We start from the raw sequence: 21,594 nt of genomic DNA, 5'->3' as shown, positions 1-21,594 counted from the left end.
AGCGCCGAGGCCCGCGCCCGCGGCGTCTGCCCCGCCACCGGTACCGCTACCCGGCCGGCAGGGTGAGGGCCGAGTGGGCCGATCGCCCCCCGGCGGGCCCGGAGGCGGCGGCCCCGCCAGCCCCCGTAGCCCCGCCAGCCCCCGCAACCCCCGCACCCCCGGCGCCGAGCCTCCGCAGCAGTTCGTTGCGCCGTTCCAAGGCCCGCGCGGTGGACGGGAAGAGCAGGGCGTCGCCCTCGCCGACGAGGTCCTGGTTGGCGGTCACGAACGGGCGGGTGTCGTGCTCGTAGGCGGCGAAGCCCGCAGTGTGGTCGCGGTCGGCGAGGGACGCGGCGAGCATGTACGCGCCGACCAGCGCGAGGCTGGTGCCCTGCCCCGTGAGGAACGAGGGCGCGTACGCGGCGTCGCCCACCAGCGCGACCCTGCCGCTGGACCAGCGGGGCATACGGATCTGGCTGACGGTGTCGAAGAACAGGTCGTCCGCGTCGCGCAGGGCGGCGAGCAGGCCCGGCACCTCCCAGCCCGCGTCGGCGAAGACCTCGGCGACCAGGTCCCGTTGGGCCCGGGGGTCGCGGAACGCGTCGAAGGGCGGGGTCGGGTGGGAGAAGTTCAGGAGGGCGTGCACGTCGCCGGAGTCGCCCGGGGCGTAGAGCGCGGCGGCCCGGCCCGGGGTGTTCCACAGGACGGTCTCGTGGGAGAGCCCGAGGGTGTTGCGGACGGTGAATCCGGCGAAGCAGTAGCCGAGGTAGCGGTGGAACCGCGCTTCGGGGCCGAACAGGGCCGCGCGGGTGCGGGAGTGCAGTCCGTCCGCGCCGACCACCAGGTCGAACGTCCGCTCGCCGCCGCCGTGGAAGGTGACGTCGACGCCGTGGTCGGACGGGTCGAGGGTGACGATGGAGTCGCCGAACCGGAACTCCACGTCGTCCCGGACGGCGGCGTGGAGCGCTGCGGTCAGATCGCCGCGCCGCACCTCCAGGTCGTGTCCCGGGGCACCGCCGGTGACGGTGTGCGGGTCGAGCGAGGCCACTTCGCCGCCGTCGGCGTCGAGGAAGGTCAGCCGGCGCAGGTCGATGTGCGCCTCCCGCAGTCGCGGCAGGATCCCCATGCGCCGGACGACGTCGAGCGCGGTGCCGCGTATGTCGATGGGGTAGCCGCCGGGTCGGAGGGCGGGGGCCTTCTCGACCACCGTGACCGCGAACCCGCGGCGGTGCAGCCAGAACGCGAGGGCGGGCCCCGCGACACTGGCGCCGGAGATCAGGACGGTGCGCGCCCGCCTGCCGCGGACCACACCCCCGTGCGGATCGGTGCGGGTCATTCCTTGACTCCTTTGTTCATGGTGCGGACGACGAGCAGGGACAGCGCGAGGACGGCGCCGGCCAGGACGAGGCCGGTGACGAAGCCCGATTCGGCCGGGACCTCCGAACCGGAGGGGGTCGCGGCGGTGAGGAGCGCGGCACTGATCTGCACGCCCACGGCGAAGCCGAGCACGCGGGTGACGAGGACCAGGCTGGTGGCGATGCCGGTGTCGCCCTGGTCGACGGAGGTGGCGATGCCGGTGACCAGCGCTGTGACGCACAGGCCGTTGGCGAGGGAGATCATCATCTTGCCGATGACGAGGTGCCAGATCTCGGTGTGGGCGGCGGCCATGGCGGTCAGGGCGGTGGTCATGAGGAGGACGCCGACGGCGACCACGGCACGCGAGCCGAAGCGCCGCGCCCCGAGCCCGCTGATCGGGCCGGCCAGTGTCGCGGCCACGGCGCCGGGCAGCAGGAGGAAGCCGATCTCGGTGGCGCTGGCCCCGAATCCGTATCCGTCGCCGGAGACCGAGAGCAGTTGCGGGACGAGGTGGACGCCCGCCGAGGTGCCGAGGCAGATCACGAAGGTCAGCGCGCAGGACTTCCACACCACGGGCCGGGACAGCAGGCGCAGATCGATCATCGGTGTGGCGGCGCGGCGTTCGACGGCTACCCATCCGGTGGCGAAGGCGGCCAGGGTCGCGACGAGGGCACCGAGTGCGAGGGGCTGCGAGACGAGGTCGGGCGCGAGTCCGAGGACCAGCATGAGGGTGACGAGGGTCCCGCTCAGCAGGGCGAGGCCGGGCCAGTCGAAGCCGCCGCCGTCGGACCGGCCCGGCGGGTCGGTGGGCATCAGCCGGTTGACCAGCAGGGTGGCCCCGACGACGGCGAGGGTGGGCAGCGCGAACATCCAGTGCCGGGAGAGCCCTTCGGCCACGGGTCCGGCGGACAGCGTGCCCGTCATCCCGCCCCCGACGAACAGTCCGCTGACCACTCCGATGGCGACCTTCGACTCCCCGGCGGGGAGGTGTTTGCGCACCAGGATGAACGACAGGGGCAGCGCTCCCACCATCGCTCCCTGGAGTATCTGACCGAGCAGCAGTACCGGCAGGTTGGGTGCCAGGGCGGACACCGTGCCGCCGACGCAGACCACCGCCATCAGCCGGATCAGGACCCGTTTTCCGCCGTAGCGGTCGCCGAACTTGCCCGCGACCGGGGTGACGAGCGCGCCGGTGATGAGCAGGACGATGCTGAGTAATCCGCCCTCGGAGGGGCTGAGGTCCAGTTCACGTTGGAGCAGCGGGAGCGTCGGTGTCACCACCGATTCCAGGGCACCGGTGGCGACCGCCAGCAGGCCGAGGGCCCCGATCGCGGCCTTCCCGATGCGGACCGGCGGAGCCGTCGTCATGGTCATGGACATCCTTTCCGTCACGGCGGGGACACGGACGTTCCGTCATGGCGGGCACTCGGGCGGCCCCCCGCCGACCTCAAAACTACACTACACCGTGCAGTGTAGAACGGCTACGATGGACCCATGCCGACCACCACGAAGACCCTGCGCGAGGGCTCCGCACCCAAGCGGGCCGCCATCCTCACCGCGGCCCGGGACCTGTTCCTCGCCGACGGCTTCGACCGGTCGAGCGTCGACGCGGTCGCCGCCCGCGCCCAGGTGTCCAAGCGGACGGTCTACGACTACTTCGGTGACAAGCGGACGCTGCTGCAAGCGGTGGTGGACGCCGTCGGCCACTCGCTGATCACCACGGTGCGGCGCACTCTGGACGACACGCTCGCCGACCTGCCCGGGGCCGCGGACCTGGAGGACACGCTGGTGACGTTCGCGATGCGGATCTCGACGGACATGCTCGGCTCGGCGGAGTACGCGACGCTTCAGCGGCTGGTCCGCGCGGAGTCCGGCCACCTCCCGCACCGGGGGTACAACTCCATGGCCGACACCCCCGACGAGGCACTCGCCGAGCGGTTCGCCGCTCTCGGCGCGGCCGGGCTGCTCGATGTGCCCGACGCCAGGCTCGCGGCCGATCAGTTCATCGCGCTGACCTTCGGAGTCGCGCTGGACCGGCTCGGTTCCGCGAACGCCACGCAGGACACCCGGGTACGGCCGCTCGTCGTCGCGGGGGTGCGGACTTTTCTGCGGGCGTACCGTCCGCGGAGCTGAACCCGGTCTCGCCGTCCGCCCGTTGTCACCTGCAGAGGAACAGCCGGGCTGAGGGAAGGGACCGCCGAGCGGATGCCAGTATCAGAGCAGGATTCGCACGCGTACTGCGAGCAGGTCGCAGGTCGTCCGCTGTGGACCCCGGAGAGATTCGAGCAGGAGAGGGGGGCGACACGGGAGTACGGGGAGCAGTTGAAGCAGTACGCCGAATCCCTGGGCATCGCCGTGCTGCCCCCCGAGGAGACTCGGCCCTCCCCCGCGGTCCGGGCGGCGCTGGACACGTACAACCAGGCGCGGGATCAGTACGCGACGGCGGGAGTGGAACCCGTGTCGGGCTACATCAACCAGCAGCAGGCGGCGGAGTTCTACATGGAGACCGTCAAGTGGGAGCAGTCGCAGCTGACGACCCAGCTCAACGAGGTGGCGAACGGTACGCGCCAGGCCACCGACATCACCATCGAGCCGGGACAGCACTACGACCCGGTGCGCGACAGGACGCACCCCGTCCGGGGGCAGCAGGCCGGGACGAGCGTCGCCGAGATGGCCAGAGAGACACCGCGGGGCGCCGCACCCGCGCAGGCGACCGCCGGTTCCAGCCGCACCGCCGACCCCAACGAACTCCGGCGGCGGGCCGCTCAGAACGTCAAGCGGCAGAAGAAGGGCGGACCGTCCCACGGATGATCGGCGGGGCGGCCGTCAGGGGTCGCCTCATCCCTCCCGCAGCGCCTTGGCCAGGGTCCCGTCCCCGGTGACGGTGATCCGGCCCTCGCGCACGGCGTCGGCGAGGGTGGTCTCCCCGCGGGCCACGGCCGTGCAGGTCGCGGCGGACAGCAGCAGCCGGGCGTCGGGCTCCGCGGGCGCGGGGCCGTCGCCGTACACGGCCTCCTCGTCGCGGCCGACGTGGAGATGAAAGTCCCCTTCCTCCAGCCGGACCTCCACGAGCCCCTCCCCCTCCAGGGCGCCGAGCAGCGGCAGCGCGAACCAGTGGGCGCGGACCGCGTCGGTCGGCCGCCGCTCGCCCAGGTCGTCGGCGCCCCACTCCCCCAGCGCCCGGAGCACCGGCAGCAGCCGCCGCCCGCGCGGGGTGAGTTCATACACGTACGCCGCGCCCGGCGGCGGAAGTCGGCGCCGGGTGGCGATCCCGTCCCGCTCCATGTCCTTGAGCCGTGACGCGAGTACGTCGGTGCTCACGCCGGGCAGGTCCGCGTGCAGGTCGGTGTAGCGGCGCGGACCGGCGAACAGCTCACGGACGATCAGCAGCGTCCAGCGGTCGCCGACGACGTCGAGCGCGCGGGCGGCGGAACAGTACTGGTCGTAGCTTCGGCGTGGTGACATGCGACGCAGTCTAGACATGTTGTTGGACTTTCCAAGCTGCCACTTGGTAAAACCAAGCATCACATCGGTCACTGGAGGGCACATGGAGTTCCGGCAGTCGAGCAAGCTCAGCGAGGTCTGCTACGAGATCCGCGGCCCGGTGATAGAGCACGCCGACGCGCTGGAGGAGGCGGGCCACAGCGTGCTGCGGCTGAACACCGGCAATCCGGCCCTCTTCGGCTTCGAGGCGCCGGAGGAGATCGTGCAGGACATGATCCGCATGCTGCCCCGGGCCCACGGCTACACCGACTCACGGGGCGTCCTCTCCGCCCGCCGCGCGGTGGCCCAGCGCTACCAGACGCTGGGGCTCGATGTCGGCGTGGACGACGTGTTTCTCGGCAACGGGGTTTCTGAACTGGTGTCGATGGCTGTGCAGGCGTTCCTGGAGGACGGCGACGAGGTCCTGATCCCGGCCCCCGATTTCCCGCTCTGGACCGCGGTGACCACCCTCGCGGGCGGCAAGGCCGTCCACTACCTCTGTGACGAGCAGGCCGACTGGTACCCGGACCTGGACGACATGGCCGCGAAGATCACCGACCGCACCCGGGCCGTGGTCATCATCAACCCGAACAACCCCACCGGCGCGGTCTATCCCAAGGAGGTCGTGGAGGGCATCCTCGATCTCGCCCGGCGGCACGGCCTGATGGTGTTCGCGGACGAGATCTACGACCAGATCCTCTACGACGACGCCGTCCACCACTCCGCCGCCGCGCTCGCCCCCGACCTGGTCGTCCTCACCTTCTGCGGCCTCTCCAAGACCTACCGGGTGGCCGGCTTCCGCTCGGGCTGGCTGGTGGTGACCGGCCCCCGCCAGCACGCCAAGGACTATCTGGAGGGCCTGACGATGCTGGCCTCCATGCGGCTGTGCGCCAACGCGCCCGCCCAGTACGCCATCCAGGCCGCGCTGGGCGGACGCCAGTCCATCCTGGACCTCACCGCCCCCGGCGGCCGGCTCCACCAGCAGCGCGACGTGGCGTGGGAGAAGCTCAACGAGATCCCCGGCGTGTCCTGCGTGAAGCCCAAGGGCGCGCTGTACGCGTTCCCGCGTATCGACCCCAAGGTCCACAAGATCCACGACGACGAGAAGTTCGTTCTCGACCTGCTGCTCCGCGAGAAGATCCAGGTGGTGCAGGGCACCGGCTTCAACTGGCCCGCGCCCGACCACTTCCGCATCCTCACCCTCCCCCACGCCGACGACCTGGAGGCGGCGATCGGCCGCATCGGCCGCTTCCTGAGCGGTTACCGCCAGTAGGGGAGCGGGCGTTCACTTCAGCGCGATCTCACACCACACGGTCTTGGTGTACGGATCCCCGCCCGCCGTCCCCCAGTGCGTGGACAGCGCTTCTACGAGGAGCAGCCCGCGCCCCGAGTCCGAGTCCGGGTCGGCGGGCTGGAGGGTGCCGGGGGTGGGCGGACGGCGTTCCGGGCGCGCGTCGGTGACCTCGACGCGGAGGGTCGGCCCCTCCGGGTAGAGGGTGAGCCGGAGCCGGAACTGGCGCCCCCGCAGCCGGCCGTGCCGCGTGGCGTTGGTGGCGAGTTCCGCGACGAGCAGCGCGACGGTGCGGCTCGCCTCGGAGTCGGGGGTCCAGCCCCAGCCGTGCAGTTGCCCAACGGCGCAATGCCGGGCGAATCGGGCTCCGCTGGGGGTTGCGGGGAGACGAATTCCGAAATTCATGTCACTCAGCGTGGTCACTGACGCTTAGTGTGGCCAGTAACGACAGCCGTACACAGTGTGACTGACCGGGTGTTGTCCGGCACTGTCCGGGCGGGGACGCGTTACGCAGTGCGGCGCACGCGAGTTGGCACATGGGAGGTGTCAGACATGGGTTACGCGGACGACGAGGAGTCGACGGCGATCCTGCGGATGGTCGGCAACATCGTCAAATCCTTCCGCGAACGGAAGGGGCTCAAACAGGCGGAGTTGGGCAAGGCGGTCGGTTACAGCGAGGAGCAGGTGTCCGCCATCGAGCGGGGACGGCGGGCACCGAGCGAGAAGTTCCTGACGGAGGCGGACCGCGTGCTGGGGATGGATGGGGTCATCTCCGGGCTTCGTAAGGACGTGGAGCAGGCTCGGTATCCGAAGAAGGTTCGGGATCTGGCAAATTACGAAGAGAATGCAGTGGAGTTGTGCGCCTACACCGCTGGCGTTATCGATGGCCTCCTTCAGACACCGGAGTACGCGCGGGTGCTGTACTGCGCTCGTCGTCCACTGTTCACGGACGAGGAGATCGATCGCCACGTTGCCGCGCGACTGGCACGACAGCAAGTCTTCGACCAACAGCCCGTGCCCATCTTCAGCTTCGTCCAGGAAGAGGTCACCTTGCGGCGGCCAATCGGGGGCAGGACGGTCATGCGAAAACAGCTCGAACATCTGTTGGAGGTAGGGCGGCGACGTAACGTTGAGATCCAGGTGATGCCCACAGACCGCGAGGAGCATGCTGGCCTTGACGGAGGACTGCGCCTGCTACGACTGCGGGAAGGAGACACGGTGGCACACAACGAAGTGCAGCTCACCAGTCGCTTGATCTCACAGCCCAAGGAGGTCCAGATCTTCGAGGTCCGCTATGGGATCATCCGGGCTCAGGCCCTCACGCCCCATGAGTCACTGGCCTTCATCGAAAGAGTGCTGGGAGAGACATGACGACATTGCAGTGGTTCAAGAGCACCTACAGCGGAGCTGACGCCCCGGCGTGCGTCGAAGTCGCCGTTACCCCCGAGACCGTCCACGTGCGCGACTCCAAGCACATAGACGGCGCGCGACTCACCGTCACCCCCGACCAATGGACCGCGTTCCTCGGCTCGCACCTGGCTCGGAGGCATGGGTGATGCAGTGGTTCAAGAGCAGCTACAGCGGTGCCGACGACGGTGACCATGACTGCGTAGAGGTCGCCGTCACCCCCAAGACCATCCACGTCCGCGACTCCAAACACACAGACGGCGACCGACTCACCGTCACCCGTGAGGAATGGACCGCGTTTCTCGGTTCACGCCTAGCCTGGGCGCATGGGTGATCTTTTTCTTGTACGGCACGGTGAGACCGAGTGGTCGCGCTCAGGGCGGCACACCGGACGCACGGACGTGCCACTGACCGAGCGCGGCCGGGCCGAGGCGCGGGCCGTCGTACCACTGATCCGCTCGCACCGGATCGGGGCCGCGTTCGTCAGCCCCTCGCAACGGGCCAGGGAGACCGCGGAGCTGATCGGGCTCCAGGATCCCCGGCCCGACGCGGATCTCATGGAGTGGGACTACGGCGCCTACGAGGGCATCACCACCGTGGAGATCCAACGGGACCGCCCCGGCTGGTTCCTGTTCACGGACGGGGTGCCGCCGGGGACGCCGGAGCACCCCGGCGAGAGCGCGGAACAGGTCGGGGCGCGAGCGGACCGCGTGCTCGCGAAGGCGGACGCGGCGCTGGCGAACAACGAGGGCTGTGTGGTGCTGGTGTCCCACGGGCATTTCCTGAGGGTGCTGACCGCGAGGCGCCTCGGGCTGCCGCCGCAGGACGGGGCGTTGTTCCAGCTCGCGACCGGGGCGGTGTGCCGGTTGAGCCAGGAGCACGGGCGGCCGGTGATCGCGGGGTGGAATGTCAGACCCGGGTCGTAGCCTTCGGGGTGGGTGAAGGCGTACTCGGGGAGGTGCAGGGCTGTGACACGACCGCCCACCGTCGCGCAGCGGCGGGTCATCGACGCGGCCGATCCGGTGACCGGACGGCTGCGGGCCACGGAGGCGCAGCTCACGGCGCTGGTGAAGCGGGGCCTGGCCTTCCGGCACCCGCGCCCGCCGCATGAGTACTTCCTGACCCCGGCCGGACATCGGATACGGGAGACCCCCGAGCCGGTGGAGGCGCCCCCGACCCCGCCGACCGGCACCGCGCGCCCCTCCGGGGTGTTCGCGGCGCGGGTCGGTGGGGAGGAGGAGCCCGCGCCGGGCGGTCCGGCGCGGGCGCGGGAGGTGCACAGCGCGTGGCAGGGCCTGCTGGAGTTGCGGCGGATGACCAATTCCGACGGGTCGACGGACCGGCCGTGCGGCTGGGAGCGGGCGCATCTGGTGCAGGCGGCGGCGCTGGCACTGGAGGCGGCGGGGCATCGGCCCGAGGGGCCCGGGTCGCCGGGGTACCGGGTGGGGGACACGCCGCAGCCGGACGCGGTGTCGGTCCAGGCGCCGGACGGGGAGGCGCTGCGGGCGTGTGCGGAGACGCTGGAGCGGGCGGGGTGGCAGCCGGGCGAGTACACCGAGCCGAGGACGCGGCTGCGGTACCTGCTGGCGTCACCGCGGCGGGTGTGAACGGCATGTCAGGATCGGTGGACACAGTCGTTGTCCATGACAAGGAGTTGCGGTGAGCGAAGAGTTCTCGGTGCCGGTGACGGTCCGCGGCTACGAGACCGACGTCCAGGGCCATCTGAATCAGGCCGTCTATCTCAACTACGCGGAGCACGCGCGTTGGGCGCTGCTGGAGGCGGTCGGGATCCGGCAGTCCGATCTGGCGTCGGCCGGGGTGGGCCCGGTGGTGCTGGAGACCACGATCCGCTACCGCAGGGAGCTGCTCGCGGGCGACGAGGTGACGGTGACGTGCGCGTTCGTCTGGGGCGGCGGGAAGACGTTCCAGGTGGTGCAGCGGATCGTCAAGGCCGACGGCACGGTGGCGGCGGAGGTGGAGGGCGTCGGCGGACTCCTGGACCTCAAGCTGCGCAGACTGGTCGCGGACCCGGGCGGCCGGCTCAAGCAACTGGCGTCCGCGCCGGGCCCGCTGGGGGTGTGAGGCCGGGGCGGTCCCGCCCGCACCCTAGCTTGGTCTAGACCAGGCGGGGTACGCTTCCGTCGCCGTCCGCGGCAGTACGGCCATGGAAGCGCCCCGTCGAGATGAGGTCCCATGTACCGACGCAAAGCCATCGCCCGCGCAGTCGCCGTGAGTCTGCTCGCCACCGGCGTCGCCGCCGCCCCGGCGGTCGCCGCCCCCGACTCCGACGGGGCGAAGGCCCGCGTCGGCGCCGACTGGGGCAGACAGTCGATCGTGTTCAAGGCAGCGGCGGGACAGGCCAACGACCTCCATGTGGTGCCCATGGAGGTCGGGCCCGAGGTCCGGCGGATCGGCTTCCGGGACTCGGTCCCGCTGGAGCCCGGTGACCACTGCGCCTACCTCGAACCCGGGATCCCGACGTACGTGGTCTGCGAACTGCCCACCGGCGGTTCCCGGCCGGACCGCATCGACATCTTCCTCGGCGACGGTGACGACGAGATCGCCACCAGCGACCCCGAGGTCACCACGGTCAGCGGCGGCCCCGGCGACGACCAACTGCACGCCCACACCGCGCACACCGTGCGGGGCGACGCGGGGGACGACATGGTCATGGGCCGCGTGGTCCTGGACGGCGGCGACGGCACCGACCACCTGATGGGGGACGACGGCAACCAGCGCCTGTGGGGCGGCCGGGGTGACGACATGATCGAGGCGTACGGCGGCGCGGACATCGTGTACGCCGGTCCGGGCGCCGACCACGCCATGGGCGGCGACGGCCCCGACATCCTCCTCGGCGGCCCCGGCGACGACTCCCTGCACGGCGAGGGCGGTGACGACCTGGTCAGCGGCGGCCCCGGCAAGGACACCGTCGACGGCGGGCCGGGCCGCGACATCGTCCTCCGGTAGGTCCGTCCTCGGAGCGGAGGCCCGGGCCTCGGCGGCGGCCCTCCGCAGATCGCTCGGGGCTCCGGGCTCACTCGGGCGGAACGGAGGACCCGTCGACGATCCGCCGCGCGGTCTCCGTCTTGTCTCGGTGAGCGGACCGCAACTCTTCCAGCTGGGCGGCGTTCCTCTCCACGGCCCGCTGCTGGATCCGCGACTCGGCGGTGAACCAGACCGTCAGGAGACCGGTCCTCTCCTTGCAGCGCACATCCGCGACAGCGGTCCGTCGCTCCCTGTCGGAGGGCTCGGTGCCCACGTCCCGGTGAAAGCGCTTGTCCTCGGCCGCCTCCATGGGGTTGGAGTAGGAGTACTCGTTCTCCTCCATACAGGACGACCATTTCTTCACCGCGGCCCGTACCTCCGGTTCCTCCAGTGCGGCGCCGTGGCTCTCGACCGCGATGCGGGCCGCGGTCCGTGCCGCCTCGGGCCGGTCGTGAGGGTCGGCCAGTCTCCGCGCGGCCGAGCCTTGACAGCCGCCCTCCGGGATCTCCTTCCCCGCGAACTCCGGGCGCCGCGACCGCGGGAAGGCACCACGTTCCCCGTACAGCACACGCAGTGCTTCCCTGTCGGTAGTTCCCCCGACATCCGGACCGGGCCTCGGCGGAAGGCCGTAGCCACGGGCGGCGGCCTCCTCAGCACTGGACAGGCCGTAGCGGCGATCGGCGACCGTACGGGCGGCAGGGGGCGGCGGAGGATCATACGAGAGCCCGAAACCAGCCATGCACTCCTGGGCCAGGCGCTCCTGAGCCGCCTGGATCAGGGCCTCCTCGGCGGAGGTGTAGGCGTACCTAGCCATCGGGAGCCGACCGCTGAGGGACTCGGTGGCTGCCGGAGCCCTTGACGTGCCACCATGCTCACGGGATTCCGGGCCACCGCCCTGGCCGCCCCCGGAGGAGCAGCCGGCCAGCAGGGCGGCGGTCAGGACGACGACGAGCGGCAGGTGTCGGGACATGAGGGATCAGAACATCCAGCAGTGGGCATCGGACCGGCCGTAGGCGAACGACGCGTTGTCGTTGTAGGTGTAGTTGAGCCGGGGCGCGTACTTGTAGGACGGAATGGAGTCACACGGGCCGGTCCAGTTGCTGTTGAAGTACACCTGCATCTTCCACTGGGTTCCGTTCCACGCGGAGGCGGCGTTGTTCTTGACCGACTGCCCCTTCCCTGCACCCTCGCCGAGGAACTTGATGCCGTCGAGACTCGCGTACTCCCTCTTGATGAAGTAGGTGTAGGACCCTTTCAGGTCGCTGTTGTAGTAGAAAGCCATGCAGTACGAGCCCCAGTCACAGCGCACCCCCGTGTCCGCTTGAGCCTGGGAAGCCGTACCGAGCAGCAGAGCGGCGACGGCGGATCCGGTGATTCCCAAAGCGGCTGTTCTCTGCAGAATAGGCACGTTGCTACCTCCGACGGTCGATCCAGCACACGAACGCATGGCGCCCGGAGCGGGAAGCGAGCCGAACCACCGCACCCCCGGACACCACGCGGAACACGCTAGGCCGCCGCGAGCGGGGCGAGTTGGCGAGAAGCGCACCCTTTCTTCACAATCCGCGCCACGGGTGACTCACGCTCCCCGCCGACGGAATTCACGAGGCGGGATCCCCTGGTCGGCACGGAAGACGCGGCTGAAGGCGGCGGCGCTGCCGAAGCCCCAGCGCCCGGCGATCACATGGACAGGGTGCGTGGTGTGCAGCAGGTCGGCACGACAGCGCGCGAGGCGTCGCCGGCGGATGGACACGGCGATCGTCTCGCCCCGTCCCTGGAAGAGCCGTTGCAGCAGGCGCAGGGAGACGCCGTGGTGCGCTGCGATGGCCTCCGGCGCCAGAGCGGGATCGCCGATATGGCGTTCGATGAATACGTCGACACGCTGGAGCAGGAGGTTCTCCTGGGTTTCGGTGGGAAGGGTGTCCCAGGCGCCGAGTTCGCGGGCCAGGACTCCGGTGGCCAGAGCCAGCGCGGACTCCTCCAGTACGCGTACCTCCTGGGTGGTGCAGTCGGCTCCGTGGGATTCGAGGGAGGTGAGGAAGCGGCGGAGTACGGCTCCGCTGCCCCGGTCGACCGTGAGACAGCTTCCGAGCGAGGCGTCCAGACGGGCCGCGGGAAGCGCGATGAGTTCGCGGGGTATGCACAGCAGCAGCGTGACCGAGTCATCCGGGCCGGGACCGCCCGCGCTGTAGGGGTGCGAGGTGTCGAAGAAGAGCATGTCGCCGCGTTTGGCCAGGTTGTCGTTGCGGTGCTGCGAGATTCCCTTGCTGCCCCGCCTGATGAGCGCCAGGACGTAGTGCTCCGGGTCACTCTGCCGGATCAGCCTCGGGGTGCGCAGGGCCCGGTGATCGCCGTGCCGGTGACGCGACACCTCGATCCGCCCGAGACCCAGGACACCGATACGAGCGCGGAACGACGGCGGATCGGTCATCACCAGCTGATGCGGAGCCACCGTCCGCGACACCACGTCGTGGTACCAGTCCGCCCGGTCCGCCACCGGCACCTCATCCGTCGAATACCAGAACCTCACCGCTCCCCCATTCTCCATGAGCCCGAACAGCGGCTCCGGCGAAGCGTCTCACGGCACCGGCCCCCCGGCCCGCACGCTTTTCCCCGCCGGGGCCCGGTGGTGGGCGGCCTCGCTGATCTCCTCTCCGGCCTCCATGGGGTGGGTGACGTCCTGGGCGTCGCTGCCCCGGCCGGTGTGGTTGAAGACCAGGTTCAGCAGGACCGCCGCGACACAGCCCGTGGAGATCCCCGAGTCCAGGATGATGCGCGCGGTCTCCGGGAAGGAGTGGTAGAACTCCGGCGCCGAGATGGGGATGATGCCGACGGCCAGGGACACGGCGACGATCAGGACATTGTTGTCCTTGTCGAGACCGGCCCGCACCAGGGTCTGGATGCCGCTGGCGGCGACCGACCCGAACAGGACCACCCCGGCGCCCCCGAGGACCGGTCGGGGGACGACCGCGATGAGGGCGGCGGCCATCGGGAAGAGGCCCATCAGCACCAGGAACCCGCCGCCGGTGGCGACGACGTAGCGGCTGCGGATCCTCGTCATGGCGACCAGCCCGATGTTCTGGGCGAAGGCGCTGCACATGAACCCGTTGAACAGCGGGCTGAGCGCGGAGCCCAGGGTGTCGGCGCGCAGCCCGGCCGCGATGGTCCTCTCGTCGGCCGGGCGGTCCACGATCTCGCCGAGGGCGAGCATGTCGGCGGTCGACTCGGTCATGGAGACCACCATCACCACACACAGCGAGATGATCGCGGCGAGCTGGAACTGGGGGGCGCCGAAGTGGAACGGGGTCGGGAAGCCGATGATGTCGGCCTCGGCGACCGGTGAGAAGTCGGTGACGCCGAACGGGATCGCGAGGACCGTCCCCGCGACCAGTCCCAGCAGGACGGCGATCTGCTTGACGAAGCCCCGGGTGAACCGGCGCAGGATCAGCACGACGACAAGGGTGAGGGCGGCGAGCGTGAGATGGGTGGCCGAACCGTAGTCGTCGGCCGTGGGATTGGCTCCCTGCGCCCAGCCGAAGGCGACGGGGAGCAGGGATATCCCGATCAGGGTGATGACCGTACCGGTGACCACGGGCGGGAAGAAGCGGACCATGCGGCTGAAGAACGGGGCCGCGACGAATCCCAGCAGTCCGGCGACGATGACCGCGCCGAAGATGATGGGCAGGGCGTCCGACTTGTCGTCGGTGGTGGCGACGATCGCCGTCATCGGGGCGACACCGGCGAAGGTGACCCCGTTGACGAACGGCAGCCGGGCGCCGATCTTCCACACCCCGATGGTCTGGAGGACGGTGGCGATCCCGGCGGTGAACAGACAGGCGCCGGTCAGGAAGGTCAGTTCGGCGGCGGACAGACCGATGGCGGCGCCGACGATCAGGGGCGGGGCGACCACCCCGGCGTACATGGCGGCCACATGCTGGAGGCCGGTGGTCGCCATCCTCAGGGCGGGCAGCTTCTCGTCCACGGGGTGGACGGATCCGGCGGGCGACGGGACGGGGGGCGACGGGACGGGGGGCGTCGGGACGGGGGGCTGGGCGGACGACGGAACGGGTTCGGCAGGCACTGCGGTTCCTCCGGTCGGTGGCACGGCGCGGGCCGTGGGTGTCAGGGAGGTGATGCGAGTGGTCGTGCGGGACCGGGGACGGGAGCAGGCACCGGTGCCGGGGCGCGCCCCCCGAAGGGTGCGCACGCCCGGACCGGTCGCCGTGGACCCCGCTCGGGTCCGCGGCAGCCGACCGGGAGCCGTCCCTCCCGGCCGGAGTCTTCGCGTCGGGCCGCCCCGTGCGGGTCAGCCCTGTGCCGTGATCCGGGCCAGCCGCCGGGCCTCCGCGCGGGTGGCGCGGGCGATGGCGTCCTCGTCGGCGGTGAGCAGCCGGCCGTCCGCCACGATCTGGCGGCCGTCCACGAACGAGGCGGTGACCGGGGCCGCCGCGCCGAGCACCAGCGCGGTGACCGGGTCGGCGATGGAGGCGTGGGCGAGGGTGTCGAGCCGCCACAGCACCAGGTCGGCGAGCTTGCCGGGCTCCAGTGAGCCGATCTCGGCGGCCCGGCCGAGCACCTGGGCCCCGCCGTACGTGCCCAGCCGCAGCGCCTGACGGGCCGTCAGGGCCGCTTCCCGGTGGGTGCCGAGGCGGTTGATGAGCAGGGCGTTGCGCAGTTCGGTGTGGAGTTCGCCGGACTCGTTGGAGGCGGTGCCGTCGACGCCCAGGCCGACCGGCACCCCGGCGGCGAGCAGGTCGGGGACGCGGGCGATACCGGCGGCGAGACGGGCGTTGGAGGAGGGGCAGTGGGCGACGCCGGTGCGGGTGCGGGCGAAGGCGGTGATGTCGGAGTCATTCATATGGACGCAGTGGGCCATCCACACGTCCTCGCCGAGCCACCCCGTGGACTCGAAGTAGTCGGTCGGCCCCATGCCGAACAACTCGTGGCAGAACTTCTCCTCCTCCACCGTCTCCGAACCATGGGTGTGCAGGCGCACCCCGAGGCGGCGGGCCAACTCGGCGCCCTGGCGCATGAGTTCGGTGGAGACGGAGAACGGGGAACAGGGCGCCACGGCGATCTGGGTCATGGCGCCGAAGGAGGCATCGTGGTGGGCACGGACGGTGGCCTCGGTGGCGGCGAGGGCGGCGTCCAGGGACTCGACGGCGAAGTCCGGCGGCAGTCCGCCGTCCCGCTCCCCCCGGTCCATCGAGCCACGGGCCAGGGTGAAACGCACCCCCATGTCCCGGGCGGCCCCGATGATCGCGCCGGACAGGTCACCGGAGCCGCGCGGAAAGACGTAGTGGTGATCCATCGCGGTGGTGACCCCGCCCCGCGCCATCATCGCCAGGGACCCCTCGGCCGCCGCCCGGACCATGGGTTCGTCGATCCGGGCCCACGTCGGGTACAGCGCCACCAGCCAGTCGAAGAGGTTGTGGTCGGTGGCCAGCCCCCGGGTGATCCACTGGTAGAAGTGGTGATGGGTGTTGACCAGGCCCGGGGTGACCAGGTGCCCGGTGGCGTCGATCCGGCGGACCACCTCCGCCGACCCCTCGGGCGCCGGGCCCGCGCCGACCGCCTCGATCCGGTTCCCGGCGAGGACGACATGTCCGGTGGCGTACTCGGTGCCGTCCGCGTCGACGGTGGCGATCGCCGCGTTCTCGATCACGATGCGCTGGGCTGCTGCCATGTTGCGTCCTTGGTCACGGGGGCCCGGGAGGGGAAAGGGTCAGGGGTCAGGGGGTGGTGGGGGGGGAGGTCCAGGGGTCAGAGGGTGGTGGGGGGAAGGGTCAGGGATCAGGGGTCAGAGGGTGGTGAGGTCCACGGGGATCCGGGCCTCGCAGCCGTCCCGCAGGACGGTGGCCTCGATCAGGCCGTAGGGGCGGTCGGCGGCGAAGTAGACCGCCCCGTCGGCGGTGTCGTTCTTCAGCCCGAACGGCTCCAGGTCCACCAGGAAGTGGTGCTTGTTGGGCAGGGAGAAGCGCACCTCGTCGATCTCGTCGCGATGATCGATGATCCGGGCGCCCATCTGGTACAGCGTCTGCTGGAGGGAGAGGGAGTACGTCTCGGCGAACGCCCGCAGCAGGTGCCGCTTCGTCTGCTCGTAGGACCCCTCCCAGTCGGGGGCCGGCCGCTCGTCGTCGGTCCAGTTGAACCGCCAGCGGGCGGAGACCTCGGTGGCGAGGATCCGGTCGTGGGCTTCCTGGAGGGTCGTGTACTTGTCCTTGACGTAGCCCCAGAATTCCGAGTCCGTCGAGTTCATCACCACCAGGTCCTTCAGCCCGGAGACGACTTCCCACGTCCGACCGTCGTAGGTGACCTGGGTGAGCCGGACCTCCTGGCCCGCGCGGACGAAGGAGTGCCGGGGCGCGTCGGCGCCCTCGGTGGCCTCGGCGCCGGAACCGGCGATCCGCTCCCAGGCGTACTCCTCTATCCGGATCCGGGCCCGGTGGATCGGCTCCTGCGAAGTGACGAAGTGCCGGGCGAGATGGATGCCGAACTGCTCGGCGGACTCGATGCCGTGCTCCTTGGCGAACGCGTACACCGTGTTCTTGGTGGTGTCGGTCGGCAGGACATGCGCGTTGGAGCCGGAGTAGTGGACGTCCTCCATGTCCCCGCTGAGCGCGACGGAGACATTGAGGTCCTTGATGTGGTGGGTGGCGCCTTGCCGCGTGATCTTGACGACTCGGTTCTCGGCCTTGCCGTACTGGTTCTGTCCCAGGATCGTGGGCATGTGTCTGCTAGCTCCCTCGGTAAACGGAGTAGCCGAACGGGTTGAGCAGCAGCGGTACGTGGTAGTGCTCGCCCGATCGCACGACGAAGGTGATCGTCACCTCGGGGAAGAACACGGCACCGCTGTCCCGATTCGCGGGGGCGTCCTGCTGCGCATCGGCTCGCTTGTTCTCGAAGTACGGTTCGACGGCGAAGTCGAGCCGTACCTGGGTGGTTCCCTCCGGCAGCGCCGGGAGATCCTTGCACCGGCCGTCCCGGTCGGTCACGGAGCCGCCGAGCGCCCGCCAGTCCGCGTCCCGCCCGGAGCGGGCGGAGAGCCGGACGGTGACGCCCTCGGCGGGGCGGCCGACACTGGTGTCCAGGATGTGGGTGGACACCGAGGCGGTGGTGCTGGTGCTCATGCGGATCGGTCCTTCGCTGGTCAGTCCTCGGCGGAGGCGAGGAGGCGGGCGAGCCGTATGCGGTTGATCTTCCCCAGCTCGGCGCGGACGATCTCCCGCTCCCGCTCCGGCGCGTTGCCGATCCGCTCCTTCAGAGCGTCGCGCATCTGCTCACCGGTGCGGCCGGTGGCGCAGATCAGGAAGACATGCCCGAACCTCTCCTGGTAGGCGAGGTTCAGTTCGAGCATCTCCGTCTTCAGCGCGTCGCTCGCCCCGGCCATGCCGCGCTGCTCCCGCGCCGAGGCGGGGTCCCCCGGCCGGGGGCGGCCGATCGGCGGGTGCCCGGCCATCGCCTCGCCGAGATCGTCGGCGGTCAGCTCGGCCGTGGCGGTGTCGCTCGCCGCGTACAGGTCGTCGTCGGTGGCGTAGGGGCGGGCGGCGAGCAGCCGCCGTGTCCATGCCGTGGCGGCGCACGCCTCGCGCAGCGCGGCCGAAGCCGCCTGTTCCCCAAGGGCGTTGAACCGGGCGAGGCCCGGCGTGGAGGGGGTCGTCACGGGAGCCTCCGTGGCCTGGTGCGGGACGGGCTGCGCATAGCTAACGCCCTGGAAAACACGGCGTCAACAGTTTGTTGAAAATTCGGGGTAACAAAAAACGCCGCCTCCTGTGAACCGGAGGCGGCGCCGAGGATGGGGAAACGTGCTGGTCAGGGGGGGGTATGCCGGGGGGGTGTGTGTTACGTGGGAGCGTCCCGCTCCCGGTTGAGGTAGTTGTAGACGGTGAAGCGGCTGACGCCGAGCGCACTCGCCACGGTCTCCACCCCGTGCCGCACGGAGAACGCGCCGCGCGCCTCCAGCACCCGTACGACCTCCTGCTTGGCCTTGCGGTCCAGCTCGGCGAGCGGCATCCCCCGCGCCCGCTCCATGGCGGCGAGGATGTGGTCGAGGGAGTCCGCGAGCTGGGGCAGCCGTACGGCCACGGCGTCCGCGCCCGCCCACACGAGCACCACATCGTCCGGACCGGCCTCGCCCGGCGGCAGCAGCGTCCCGCCCATCGCGTCGACCAGCGGCTTCACCGCCGCGACGAAGGCGTCCTCGCCGGTCACCCCTCGTCCTCCGCGACCACGTTGACCTGGAGCGAGACCCGGGTGGCCCCGGCCTCCAGGGTCCGCCGCAGCAGGGCGTCCAGCGCGGTCAGCACCGCGTCGGCCCGCCCCTGCGCCGTATTGCCGAAAGGACCCACGTCCACCTCGTCAAGACCGGCGCCCTCGATCACCTCCCGCGCCACCAGCGCGTGCGCCGGCGCCTCGTCCAGGTCGAACGGCTCGGTCGTGAACTCCACCCGCAAGCGCACCAAACCCCCAAGAACCTCACTGTGGCCCACATCACGGCCGTGGTGTACGCCGGCCGCTCCGACACGACCTTAGGGGACGGGCCGACCGGTGTCAGGGACCGCCGCCGGGGTACCCGGTGGTCCGGCCCGCTTCCGCAACGACGAAGGAGAGCACGCATGTCGAAGATCGAGGAATCCGTCGAGGTCGCTGTGCCGGTGCGTACCGCGTACAACCAGTGGACCCAGTTCGAGGAGTTCCCCCGGTTCATGGACGCGGTCCAGCGGATCGATCAGCTCACACCGACGCTGACGCACTGGGTGACCAAGGTCGAGGGCGTGGAGCGCGAGTTCGACGCGGAGATCACCGAGCAGGTGCCCGACGAGCGGGTCGCCTGGACGACTGTGGGCGGCGAGGTCCGCCAGGCCGGGGTGGTCACGTTCCACCGGCTCGACGACAAGAACACCAAGGTCATGCTGCAACTGGACCACGATCCGCAGGGCATCACCGACACCGTGGGCGACAAGCTCGGCTTCGTGCGGCGCCAGGCGAAGAGCGACCTGAAGCATTTCAAGGAGTTCATCGAGTCCCAGGCCATCGAGACCGGCGCGTGGCGCGGCTCCGCCTGACGGGACCGCCCTCACCCAGAGGCGGGGCCGGTCCCCGGACCAGGTGTCAGCCGGGCATGTCGAACCGGGGCTCCCCGCTCCGGGTGCGCTTGACCTCGTAGAAACCCGGAACCGTGGCCAACAGGGCGAAGCCGTCCCAGAGCCGGCCGGCCTCCTCGCCGGTGGGGGCGGGCGAGACGACCGGCCCGAAGAAGCCGACCCGTTCCCCGTCCCCACCGCTGGTGCCGAGCGCCAGCACGGGGGTGCCGATGTCGGTGCCGGCCAGGGCGACGGCCTCGGCGTGCGAGGTGCGGATCGCCTCGTCGTGGGCGGTGGACCCGGCGGCCTCCGCCAGTTCCTCCGGGAGCCCGGCGTCCGTCAGCGCCGCCGTGAGGTCGCCCCAGTCGCCGCGCAGGTGGAAGCGGGTGCCCATCGCGGTGAAGAGGTCCCCCAGCGCCCGCTGCCCGAACCGCTCCTCCACCGCCGCGCACACCCGCACCGGCGCCCACATGTAGTCCTCCCACTCGCCCTCCGGGTGGTCGTCCCGGTGCTCGTTGAGCACGGACAGGCTCATCACCCGCCAGCGGACGGTCACCGGCCGCACCCTGGTCACCTCCACCAGCCACCGCGAGGTGATCCACGTGTAGGGGCACACGGGGTCGAACCAGAAATCCACGCTCCGCCGCTCGGCCATGTCGACCGGCTCCTTCCACCGCGTCGTCGGACATCGGAAACCGGCCTGAGGGCCGCCCTGTAGATGATCGGTGACACGGGACCGCGTCACCACCGTCCGGACCGGGTTCAGGCGGCGGGGGACTCGCGGCGGTCGAAGAAGTCGGCGACGAGGGGAAGTGCCTTCCGTACCGAGGTGTTGTGGTCGGGGGCGGGGACCTCGATGCGTGCGTGCCGGGCGCCGTTCGCCGCCAACTGGTCGTCGCAGTACGCGGCGTGCTCGGGGGTGACGTCCCGGTCCCCCGTGCCGTGGAAGATGCGCACGGGTACGTCCGGCCGCCAGTCGCAGGTGTGGTCCAGCGCGTGCAGCTTCCGCTTCAGTACGCCGCCGGGCTCGCGGACCCGGTCCAGGAACTCCTCGGTGAACAGGTCCTTCGAGGCGGCGGGAAGCTCGCGCAGGATCTCGGGGCCGGTGTGCAGTCCGTCGAAGAGCCCTTCCACCGTCTGGTCGTAGGGGGCGCGGAACGCCTCGGCGGGTGAGTCGTAGAGCCCGTACATCCGGTTCCACGCGACGGTGAAGTAGGCGAGGTAGATCGCGGACCGGTCGATGGCGTCGTTCGCCGCGGCGGCCTCGAAGGCGCTCAGTTCGAAGGGGCCGCCGACCGGTGCGAGCGCGCCCGGCCGGAAGTACGGGTCGGCGCGCTCCTCCTGGAGGGCCCGGCCGACCATCATGGCCGCGGGCCCGCCCTGGGAGAACCCGCTGATGTCCACCGCCCGCCGCAGGTCCCGCCCCTCGTCCCGGGCGACGGTGCGCGCGGCGCGCAGGGCGTCCACCGCGGCGGCGACGGTGGCCGCCGGATCGCCGTAGGGGTGCAGTCCTTCGCCCTTGCCGAGCCCCACGTAGTCGGGGGCGGAGACCGCCTTCCCGGCGGAGGCGAAGAACAGGGCGGTCCGCCGGTCGCCGGAGTCCGGGTTCACCGAGGCGGCCTCGCCCTTGTGGACGGAGGTGCCGTGCAGCCAGGAGACGACGGGCAGGGTGCGGGTGCCGTTGTGCGGCAGGACGACGAGTTGACTGGCGGTGACGGGGGCGCCGGTGTCGTCGGTGGTGCGGTACAGGACGCGGTAGCGGGTGACGTCGTACCGGACCCGCGAACTGTCGATCCGGGCCCGCCCCAGACTCTCCCTCACCTCGCTCGCGGGTACCCGGGTCTCCTCCTCGACGGCCACGACGTCCCCGGCGCGCAGGGGTGGGGGACGGCTCCCGGCGGGCTCGGCCGCCCCGGCGGGAGCGGCCAGTGCGGCGGCGGTGCCGAGGGCGATCGTGCCGGAGAGCAGGGCGGTGGCGTGCTTGCGGCAGGGGCTGAGGTTCATGACCCGATC

Annotated in this window: 27 protein-coding genes; 11 read left to right on the top strand and 16 right to left on the bottom strand. The window is 71.0% G+C overall.

The features are described 5' to 3' along the window. Positions 1 to 46: 46 nt before the first annotated feature. A complete protein-coding gene (locus ACIQNG_RS12400) occupies positions 47 to 1,315 on the bottom strand; it encodes an FAD-dependent monooxygenase (protein WP_401484405.1) in 1,269 nt (422 codons plus the stop codon). After that, positions 1,312 to 2,709 (bottom strand): MFS transporter, encoded by a 1,398-nt coding sequence (locus tag ACIQNG_RS12395; protein WP_401426310.1) that lies wholly within the window; start codon positions 2,707 to 2,709, stop codon positions 1,312 to 1,314. Before ACIQNG_RS12395 ends, ACIQNG_RS12400 begins: the two co-directional genes overlap by 4 nt. A 120-nt stretch (positions 2,710 to 2,829) precedes the next feature. Between ACIQNG_RS12395 and ACIQNG_RS12390 the strand changes: the two genes are divergently transcribed. Next, entirely contained in the window at positions 2,830 to 3,468 is a 639-nt protein-coding gene (locus ACIQNG_RS12390) for a TetR/AcrR family transcriptional regulator (protein ID WP_401484403.1), read from the top strand. Positions 3,469 to 3,540: 72 nt separating this feature from the next. Further along, complete coding sequence (locus tag ACIQNG_RS12385) at positions 3,541 to 4,146, top strand: hypothetical protein (RefSeq protein ID WP_401484401.1); 606 nt, start codon at positions 3,541 to 3,543, stop codon at positions 4,144 to 4,146. A gap of 27 nt (positions 4,147 to 4,173) precedes the next feature. Here ACIQNG_RS12385 and ACIQNG_RS12380 read toward each other — a convergent pair whose 3' ends face one another. Further along, the gene (locus tag ACIQNG_RS12380) at positions 4,174 to 4,800 is read right to left on the bottom strand and encodes a winged helix-turn-helix transcriptional regulator (protein WP_401484399.1); all 627 of its coding nucleotides are present in this window, start codon (positions 4,798 to 4,800) and stop codon (positions 4,174 to 4,176) included. Between the two features lie 82 nt (positions 4,801 to 4,882). Here ACIQNG_RS12380 and ACIQNG_RS12375 point away from each other — a divergent pair, with 82 nt between their 5' ends. Continuing rightward, positions 4,883 to 6,091, top strand: a complete 1,209-nt coding sequence (locus ACIQNG_RS12375) for a pyridoxal phosphate-dependent aminotransferase (RefSeq protein WP_401426304.1) — start codon at positions 4,883 to 4,885, stop codon at positions 6,089 to 6,091. 12 nt (positions 6,092 to 6,103) lie between these two features. Here ACIQNG_RS12375 and ACIQNG_RS12370 read toward each other — a convergent pair whose 3' ends face one another. Then, on the bottom strand, positions 6,104 to 6,514 hold the full coding sequence (locus ACIQNG_RS12370) for an ATP-binding protein (RefSeq protein WP_401484396.1): 411 nt from the start codon (positions 6,512 to 6,514) through the stop codon (positions 6,104 to 6,106). Positions 6,515 to 6,661: 147 nt separating this feature from the next. On the opposite strand from ACIQNG_RS12370, the gene ACIQNG_RS12365 reads away from it, so the two are divergent. The 7 genes from ACIQNG_RS12365 to ACIQNG_RS12335 all read left to right on the top strand — a co-directional run bounded on the left by ACIQNG_RS12365 (position 6,662) and on the right by ACIQNG_RS12335 (position 10,483). Beyond that, a complete protein-coding gene (locus tag ACIQNG_RS12365; protein WP_401484394.1) occupies positions 6,662 to 7,480 on the top strand; it encodes a Scr1 family TA system antitoxin-like transcriptional regulator in 819 nt (272 codons plus the stop codon). Further along, positions 7,477 to 7,665, top strand: a complete 189-nt coding sequence (locus ACIQNG_RS12360) for a DUF397 domain-containing protein (protein WP_401484392.1) — start codon at positions 7,477 to 7,479, stop codon at positions 7,663 to 7,665. Before ACIQNG_RS12365 ends, ACIQNG_RS12360 begins: the two co-directional genes overlap by 4 nt. After that, positions 7,620 to 7,850, top strand: a complete 231-nt coding sequence (locus tag ACIQNG_RS12355; protein ID WP_401484390.1) for a DUF397 domain-containing protein — start codon at positions 7,620 to 7,622, stop codon at positions 7,848 to 7,850. The genes ACIQNG_RS12360 and ACIQNG_RS12355 overlap by 46 nt, the downstream gene beginning before the upstream one ends. Next, a complete protein-coding gene (locus ACIQNG_RS12350) occupies positions 7,843 to 8,442 on the top strand; it encodes a histidine phosphatase family protein (protein WP_401426291.1) in 600 nt (199 codons plus the stop codon). Before ACIQNG_RS12355 ends, ACIQNG_RS12350 begins: the two co-directional genes overlap by 8 nt. 42 nt (positions 8,443 to 8,484) lie before the next feature. Then, entirely contained in the window at positions 8,485 to 9,123 is a 639-nt protein-coding gene (locus ACIQNG_RS12345) for a hypothetical protein (RefSeq protein WP_401426288.1), read from the top strand. A gap of 52 nt (positions 9,124 to 9,175) precedes the next feature. Then, entirely contained in the window at positions 9,176 to 9,598 is a 423-nt protein-coding gene (locus tag ACIQNG_RS12340; RefSeq protein WP_401426286.1) for an acyl-CoA thioesterase, read from the top strand. 111 nt (positions 9,599 to 9,709) lie between these two features. Then, a complete protein-coding gene (locus ACIQNG_RS12335) occupies positions 9,710 to 10,483 on the top strand; it encodes a calcium-binding protein (RefSeq protein WP_401484388.1) in 774 nt (257 codons plus the stop codon). 67 nt (positions 10,484 to 10,550) lie between these two features. Here the strand turns inward: ACIQNG_RS12335 and ACIQNG_RS12330 are convergent, their stop codons facing one another. The 10 genes from ACIQNG_RS12330 to ACIQNG_RS12285 form a co-directional block, all read right to left on the bottom strand. Further along, a complete protein-coding gene (locus ACIQNG_RS12330) occupies positions 10,551 to 11,471 on the bottom strand; it encodes a hypothetical protein (RefSeq protein WP_401484386.1) in 921 nt (306 codons plus the stop codon). Between the two features lie 6 nt (positions 11,472 to 11,477). Next, the gene (locus ACIQNG_RS12325) at positions 11,478 to 11,909 is read right to left on the bottom strand and encodes a peptidase inhibitor family I36 protein (RefSeq protein ID WP_401484384.1); all 432 of its coding nucleotides are present in this window, start codon (positions 11,907 to 11,909) and stop codon (positions 11,478 to 11,480) included. A gap of 168 nt (positions 11,910 to 12,077) precedes the next feature. Next, a complete protein-coding gene (locus ACIQNG_RS12320; protein WP_401484382.1) occupies positions 12,078 to 13,028 on the bottom strand; it encodes a helix-turn-helix domain-containing protein in 951 nt (316 codons plus the stop codon). A gap of 48 nt (positions 13,029 to 13,076) precedes the next feature. Further along, positions 13,077 to 14,453, bottom strand: a complete 1,377-nt coding sequence (locus ACIQNG_RS12315) for a nucleobase:cation symporter-2 family protein (protein ID WP_401484468.1) — start codon at positions 14,451 to 14,453, stop codon at positions 13,077 to 13,079. Positions 14,454 to 14,804: 351 nt separating this feature from the next. Next, a complete protein-coding gene (locus ACIQNG_RS12310) occupies positions 14,805 to 16,184 on the bottom strand; it encodes an 8-oxoguanine deaminase (protein WP_401484380.1) in 1,380 nt (459 codons plus the stop codon). 114 nt (positions 16,185 to 16,298) lie between these two features. Beyond that, positions 16,299 to 17,228, bottom strand: a complete 930-nt coding sequence (gene pucL, locus ACIQNG_RS12305; protein ID WP_401484379.1) for a factor-independent urate hydroxylase — start codon at positions 17,226 to 17,228, stop codon at positions 16,299 to 16,301. A gap of 7 nt (positions 17,229 to 17,235) precedes the next feature. Further along, complete coding sequence (gene uraH, locus ACIQNG_RS12300; protein ID WP_401484377.1) at positions 17,236 to 17,628, bottom strand: hydroxyisourate hydrolase; 393 nt, start codon at positions 17,626 to 17,628, stop codon at positions 17,236 to 17,238. Between the two features lie 20 nt (positions 17,629 to 17,648). After that, complete coding sequence (gene uraD, locus ACIQNG_RS12295) at positions 17,649 to 18,161, bottom strand: 2-oxo-4-hydroxy-4-carboxy-5-ureidoimidazoline decarboxylase (protein ID WP_401484375.1); 513 nt, start codon at positions 18,159 to 18,161, stop codon at positions 17,649 to 17,651. Positions 18,162 to 18,340: 179 nt separating this feature from the next. After that, entirely contained in the window at positions 18,341 to 18,658 is a 318-nt protein-coding gene (locus ACIQNG_RS12290) for a helix-turn-helix domain-containing protein (protein ID WP_401426444.1), read from the bottom strand. Positions 18,659 to 18,705: 47 nt separating this feature from the next. Next, entirely contained in the window at positions 18,706 to 18,957 is a 252-nt protein-coding gene (locus tag ACIQNG_RS12285; protein WP_401426442.1) for a hypothetical protein, read from the bottom strand. 156 nt (positions 18,958 to 19,113) lie between these two features. Here ACIQNG_RS12285 and ACIQNG_RS12280 point away from each other — a divergent pair, with 156 nt between their 5' ends. Then, positions 19,114 to 19,563, top strand: coding sequence for an SRPBCC family protein (locus ACIQNG_RS12280; protein ID WP_401426270.1), 450 nt, complete (start codon positions 19,114 to 19,116; stop codon positions 19,561 to 19,563). A 46-nt stretch (positions 19,564 to 19,609) separates the two neighbouring features. Here the strand turns inward: ACIQNG_RS12280 and ACIQNG_RS12275 are convergent, their stop codons facing one another. Both ACIQNG_RS12275 and ACIQNG_RS12270 read right to left on the bottom strand, forming a co-directional pair. Next, positions 19,610 to 20,236: a disulfide bond formation protein DsbA gene (locus tag ACIQNG_RS12275; protein ID WP_401484373.1), complete on the bottom strand. Its 627-nt coding sequence runs from the start codon at positions 20,234 to 20,236 to the stop codon at positions 19,610 to 19,612. Between the two features lie 107 nt (positions 20,237 to 20,343). Further along, a complete protein-coding gene (locus tag ACIQNG_RS12270) occupies positions 20,344 to 21,585 on the bottom strand; it encodes a hypothetical protein (RefSeq protein ID WP_401484371.1) in 1,242 nt (413 codons plus the stop codon). Between the last annotated feature and the right edge of the window lie 9 nt (positions 21,586 to 21,594).

Origin of the sequence: Streptomyces sp. NPDC091377, from assembly GCF_044757045.1 — a bacterium.
In the GTDB taxonomy this organism is placed as follows: Bacteria; Actinomycetota; Actinomycetes; order Streptomycetales; family Streptomycetaceae; genus Streptomyces.
This window is presented reverse-complemented; position numbering and strand designations above follow the sequence as displayed.

Coding starts and splice junctions, on each gene's coding strand:
- ACIQNG_RS12400 (WP_401484405.1), bottom strand. CDS start 1,315: ATGACCCGCACCGATCCGCACGGGGGTGTGGTCCGCGGCAGGCGGGCG.
- ACIQNG_RS12395 (WP_401426310.1), bottom strand. CDS start 2,709: ATGACCATGACGACGGCTCCGCCGGTCCGCATCGGGAAGGCCGCGATC.
- ACIQNG_RS12390 (WP_401484403.1), top strand. CDS start 2,830: ATGCCGACCACCACGAAGACCCTGCGCGAGGGCTCCGCACCCAAGCGG.
- ACIQNG_RS12385 (WP_401484401.1), top strand. CDS start 3,541: ATGCCAGTATCAGAGCAGGATTCGCACGCGTACTGCGAGCAGGTCGCA.
- ACIQNG_RS12380 (WP_401484399.1), bottom strand. CDS start 4,800: ATGTCACCACGCCGAAGCTACGACCAGTACTGTTCCGCCGCCCGCGCG.
- ACIQNG_RS12375 (WP_401426304.1), top strand. CDS start 4,883: ATGGAGTTCCGGCAGTCGAGCAAGCTCAGCGAGGTCTGCTACGAGATC.
- ACIQNG_RS12370 (WP_401484396.1), bottom strand. CDS start 6,514: ATGAATTTCGGAATTCGTCTCCCCGCAACCCCCAGCGGAGCCCGATTC.
- ACIQNG_RS12365 (WP_401484394.1), top strand. CDS start 6,662: ATGGGTTACGCGGACGACGAGGAGTCGACGGCGATCCTGCGGATGGTC.
- ACIQNG_RS12360 (WP_401484392.1), top strand. CDS start 7,477: ATGACGACATTGCAGTGGTTCAAGAGCACCTACAGCGGAGCTGACGCC.
- ACIQNG_RS12355 (WP_401484390.1), top strand. CDS start 7,620: ATGGACCGCGTTCCTCGGCTCGCACCTGGCTCGGAGGCATGGGTGATG.
- ACIQNG_RS12350 (WP_401426291.1), top strand. CDS start 7,843: ATGGGTGATCTTTTTCTTGTACGGCACGGTGAGACCGAGTGGTCGCGC.
- ACIQNG_RS12335 (WP_401484388.1), top strand. CDS start 9,710: ATGTACCGACGCAAAGCCATCGCCCGCGCAGTCGCCGTGAGTCTGCTC.
- ACIQNG_RS12330 (WP_401484386.1), bottom strand. CDS start 11,471: ATGTCCCGACACCTGCCGCTCGTCGTCGTCCTGACCGCCGCCCTGCTG.
- ACIQNG_RS12315 (WP_401484468.1), bottom strand. CDS start 14,453: ATGGCGACCACCGGCCTCCAGCATGTGGCCGCCATGTACGCCGGGGTG.
- ACIQNG_RS12310 (WP_401484380.1), bottom strand. CDS start 16,184: ATGGCAGCAGCCCAGCGCATCGTGATCGAGAACGCGGCGATCGCCACC.
- pucL (WP_401484379.1), bottom strand. CDS start 17,228: ATGCCCACGATCCTGGGACAGAACCAGTACGGCAAGGCCGAGAACCGA.
- uraH (WP_401484377.1), bottom strand. CDS start 17,628: ATGAGCACCAGCACCACCGCCTCGGTGTCCACCCACATCCTGGACACC.
- ACIQNG_RS12290 (WP_401426444.1), bottom strand. CDS start 18,658: ATGGGCGGGACGCTGCTGCCGCCGGGCGAGGCCGGTCCGGACGATGTG.
- ACIQNG_RS12280 (WP_401426270.1), top strand. CDS start 19,114: ATGTCGAAGATCGAGGAATCCGTCGAGGTCGCTGTGCCGGTGCGTACC.
- ACIQNG_RS12275 (WP_401484373.1), bottom strand. CDS start 20,236: ATGGCCGAGCGGCGGAGCGTGGATTTCTGGTTCGACCCCGTGTGCCCC.
- ACIQNG_RS12270 (WP_401484371.1), bottom strand. CDS start 21,585: ATGAACCTCAGCCCCTGCCGCAAGCACGCCACCGCCCTGCTCTCCGGC.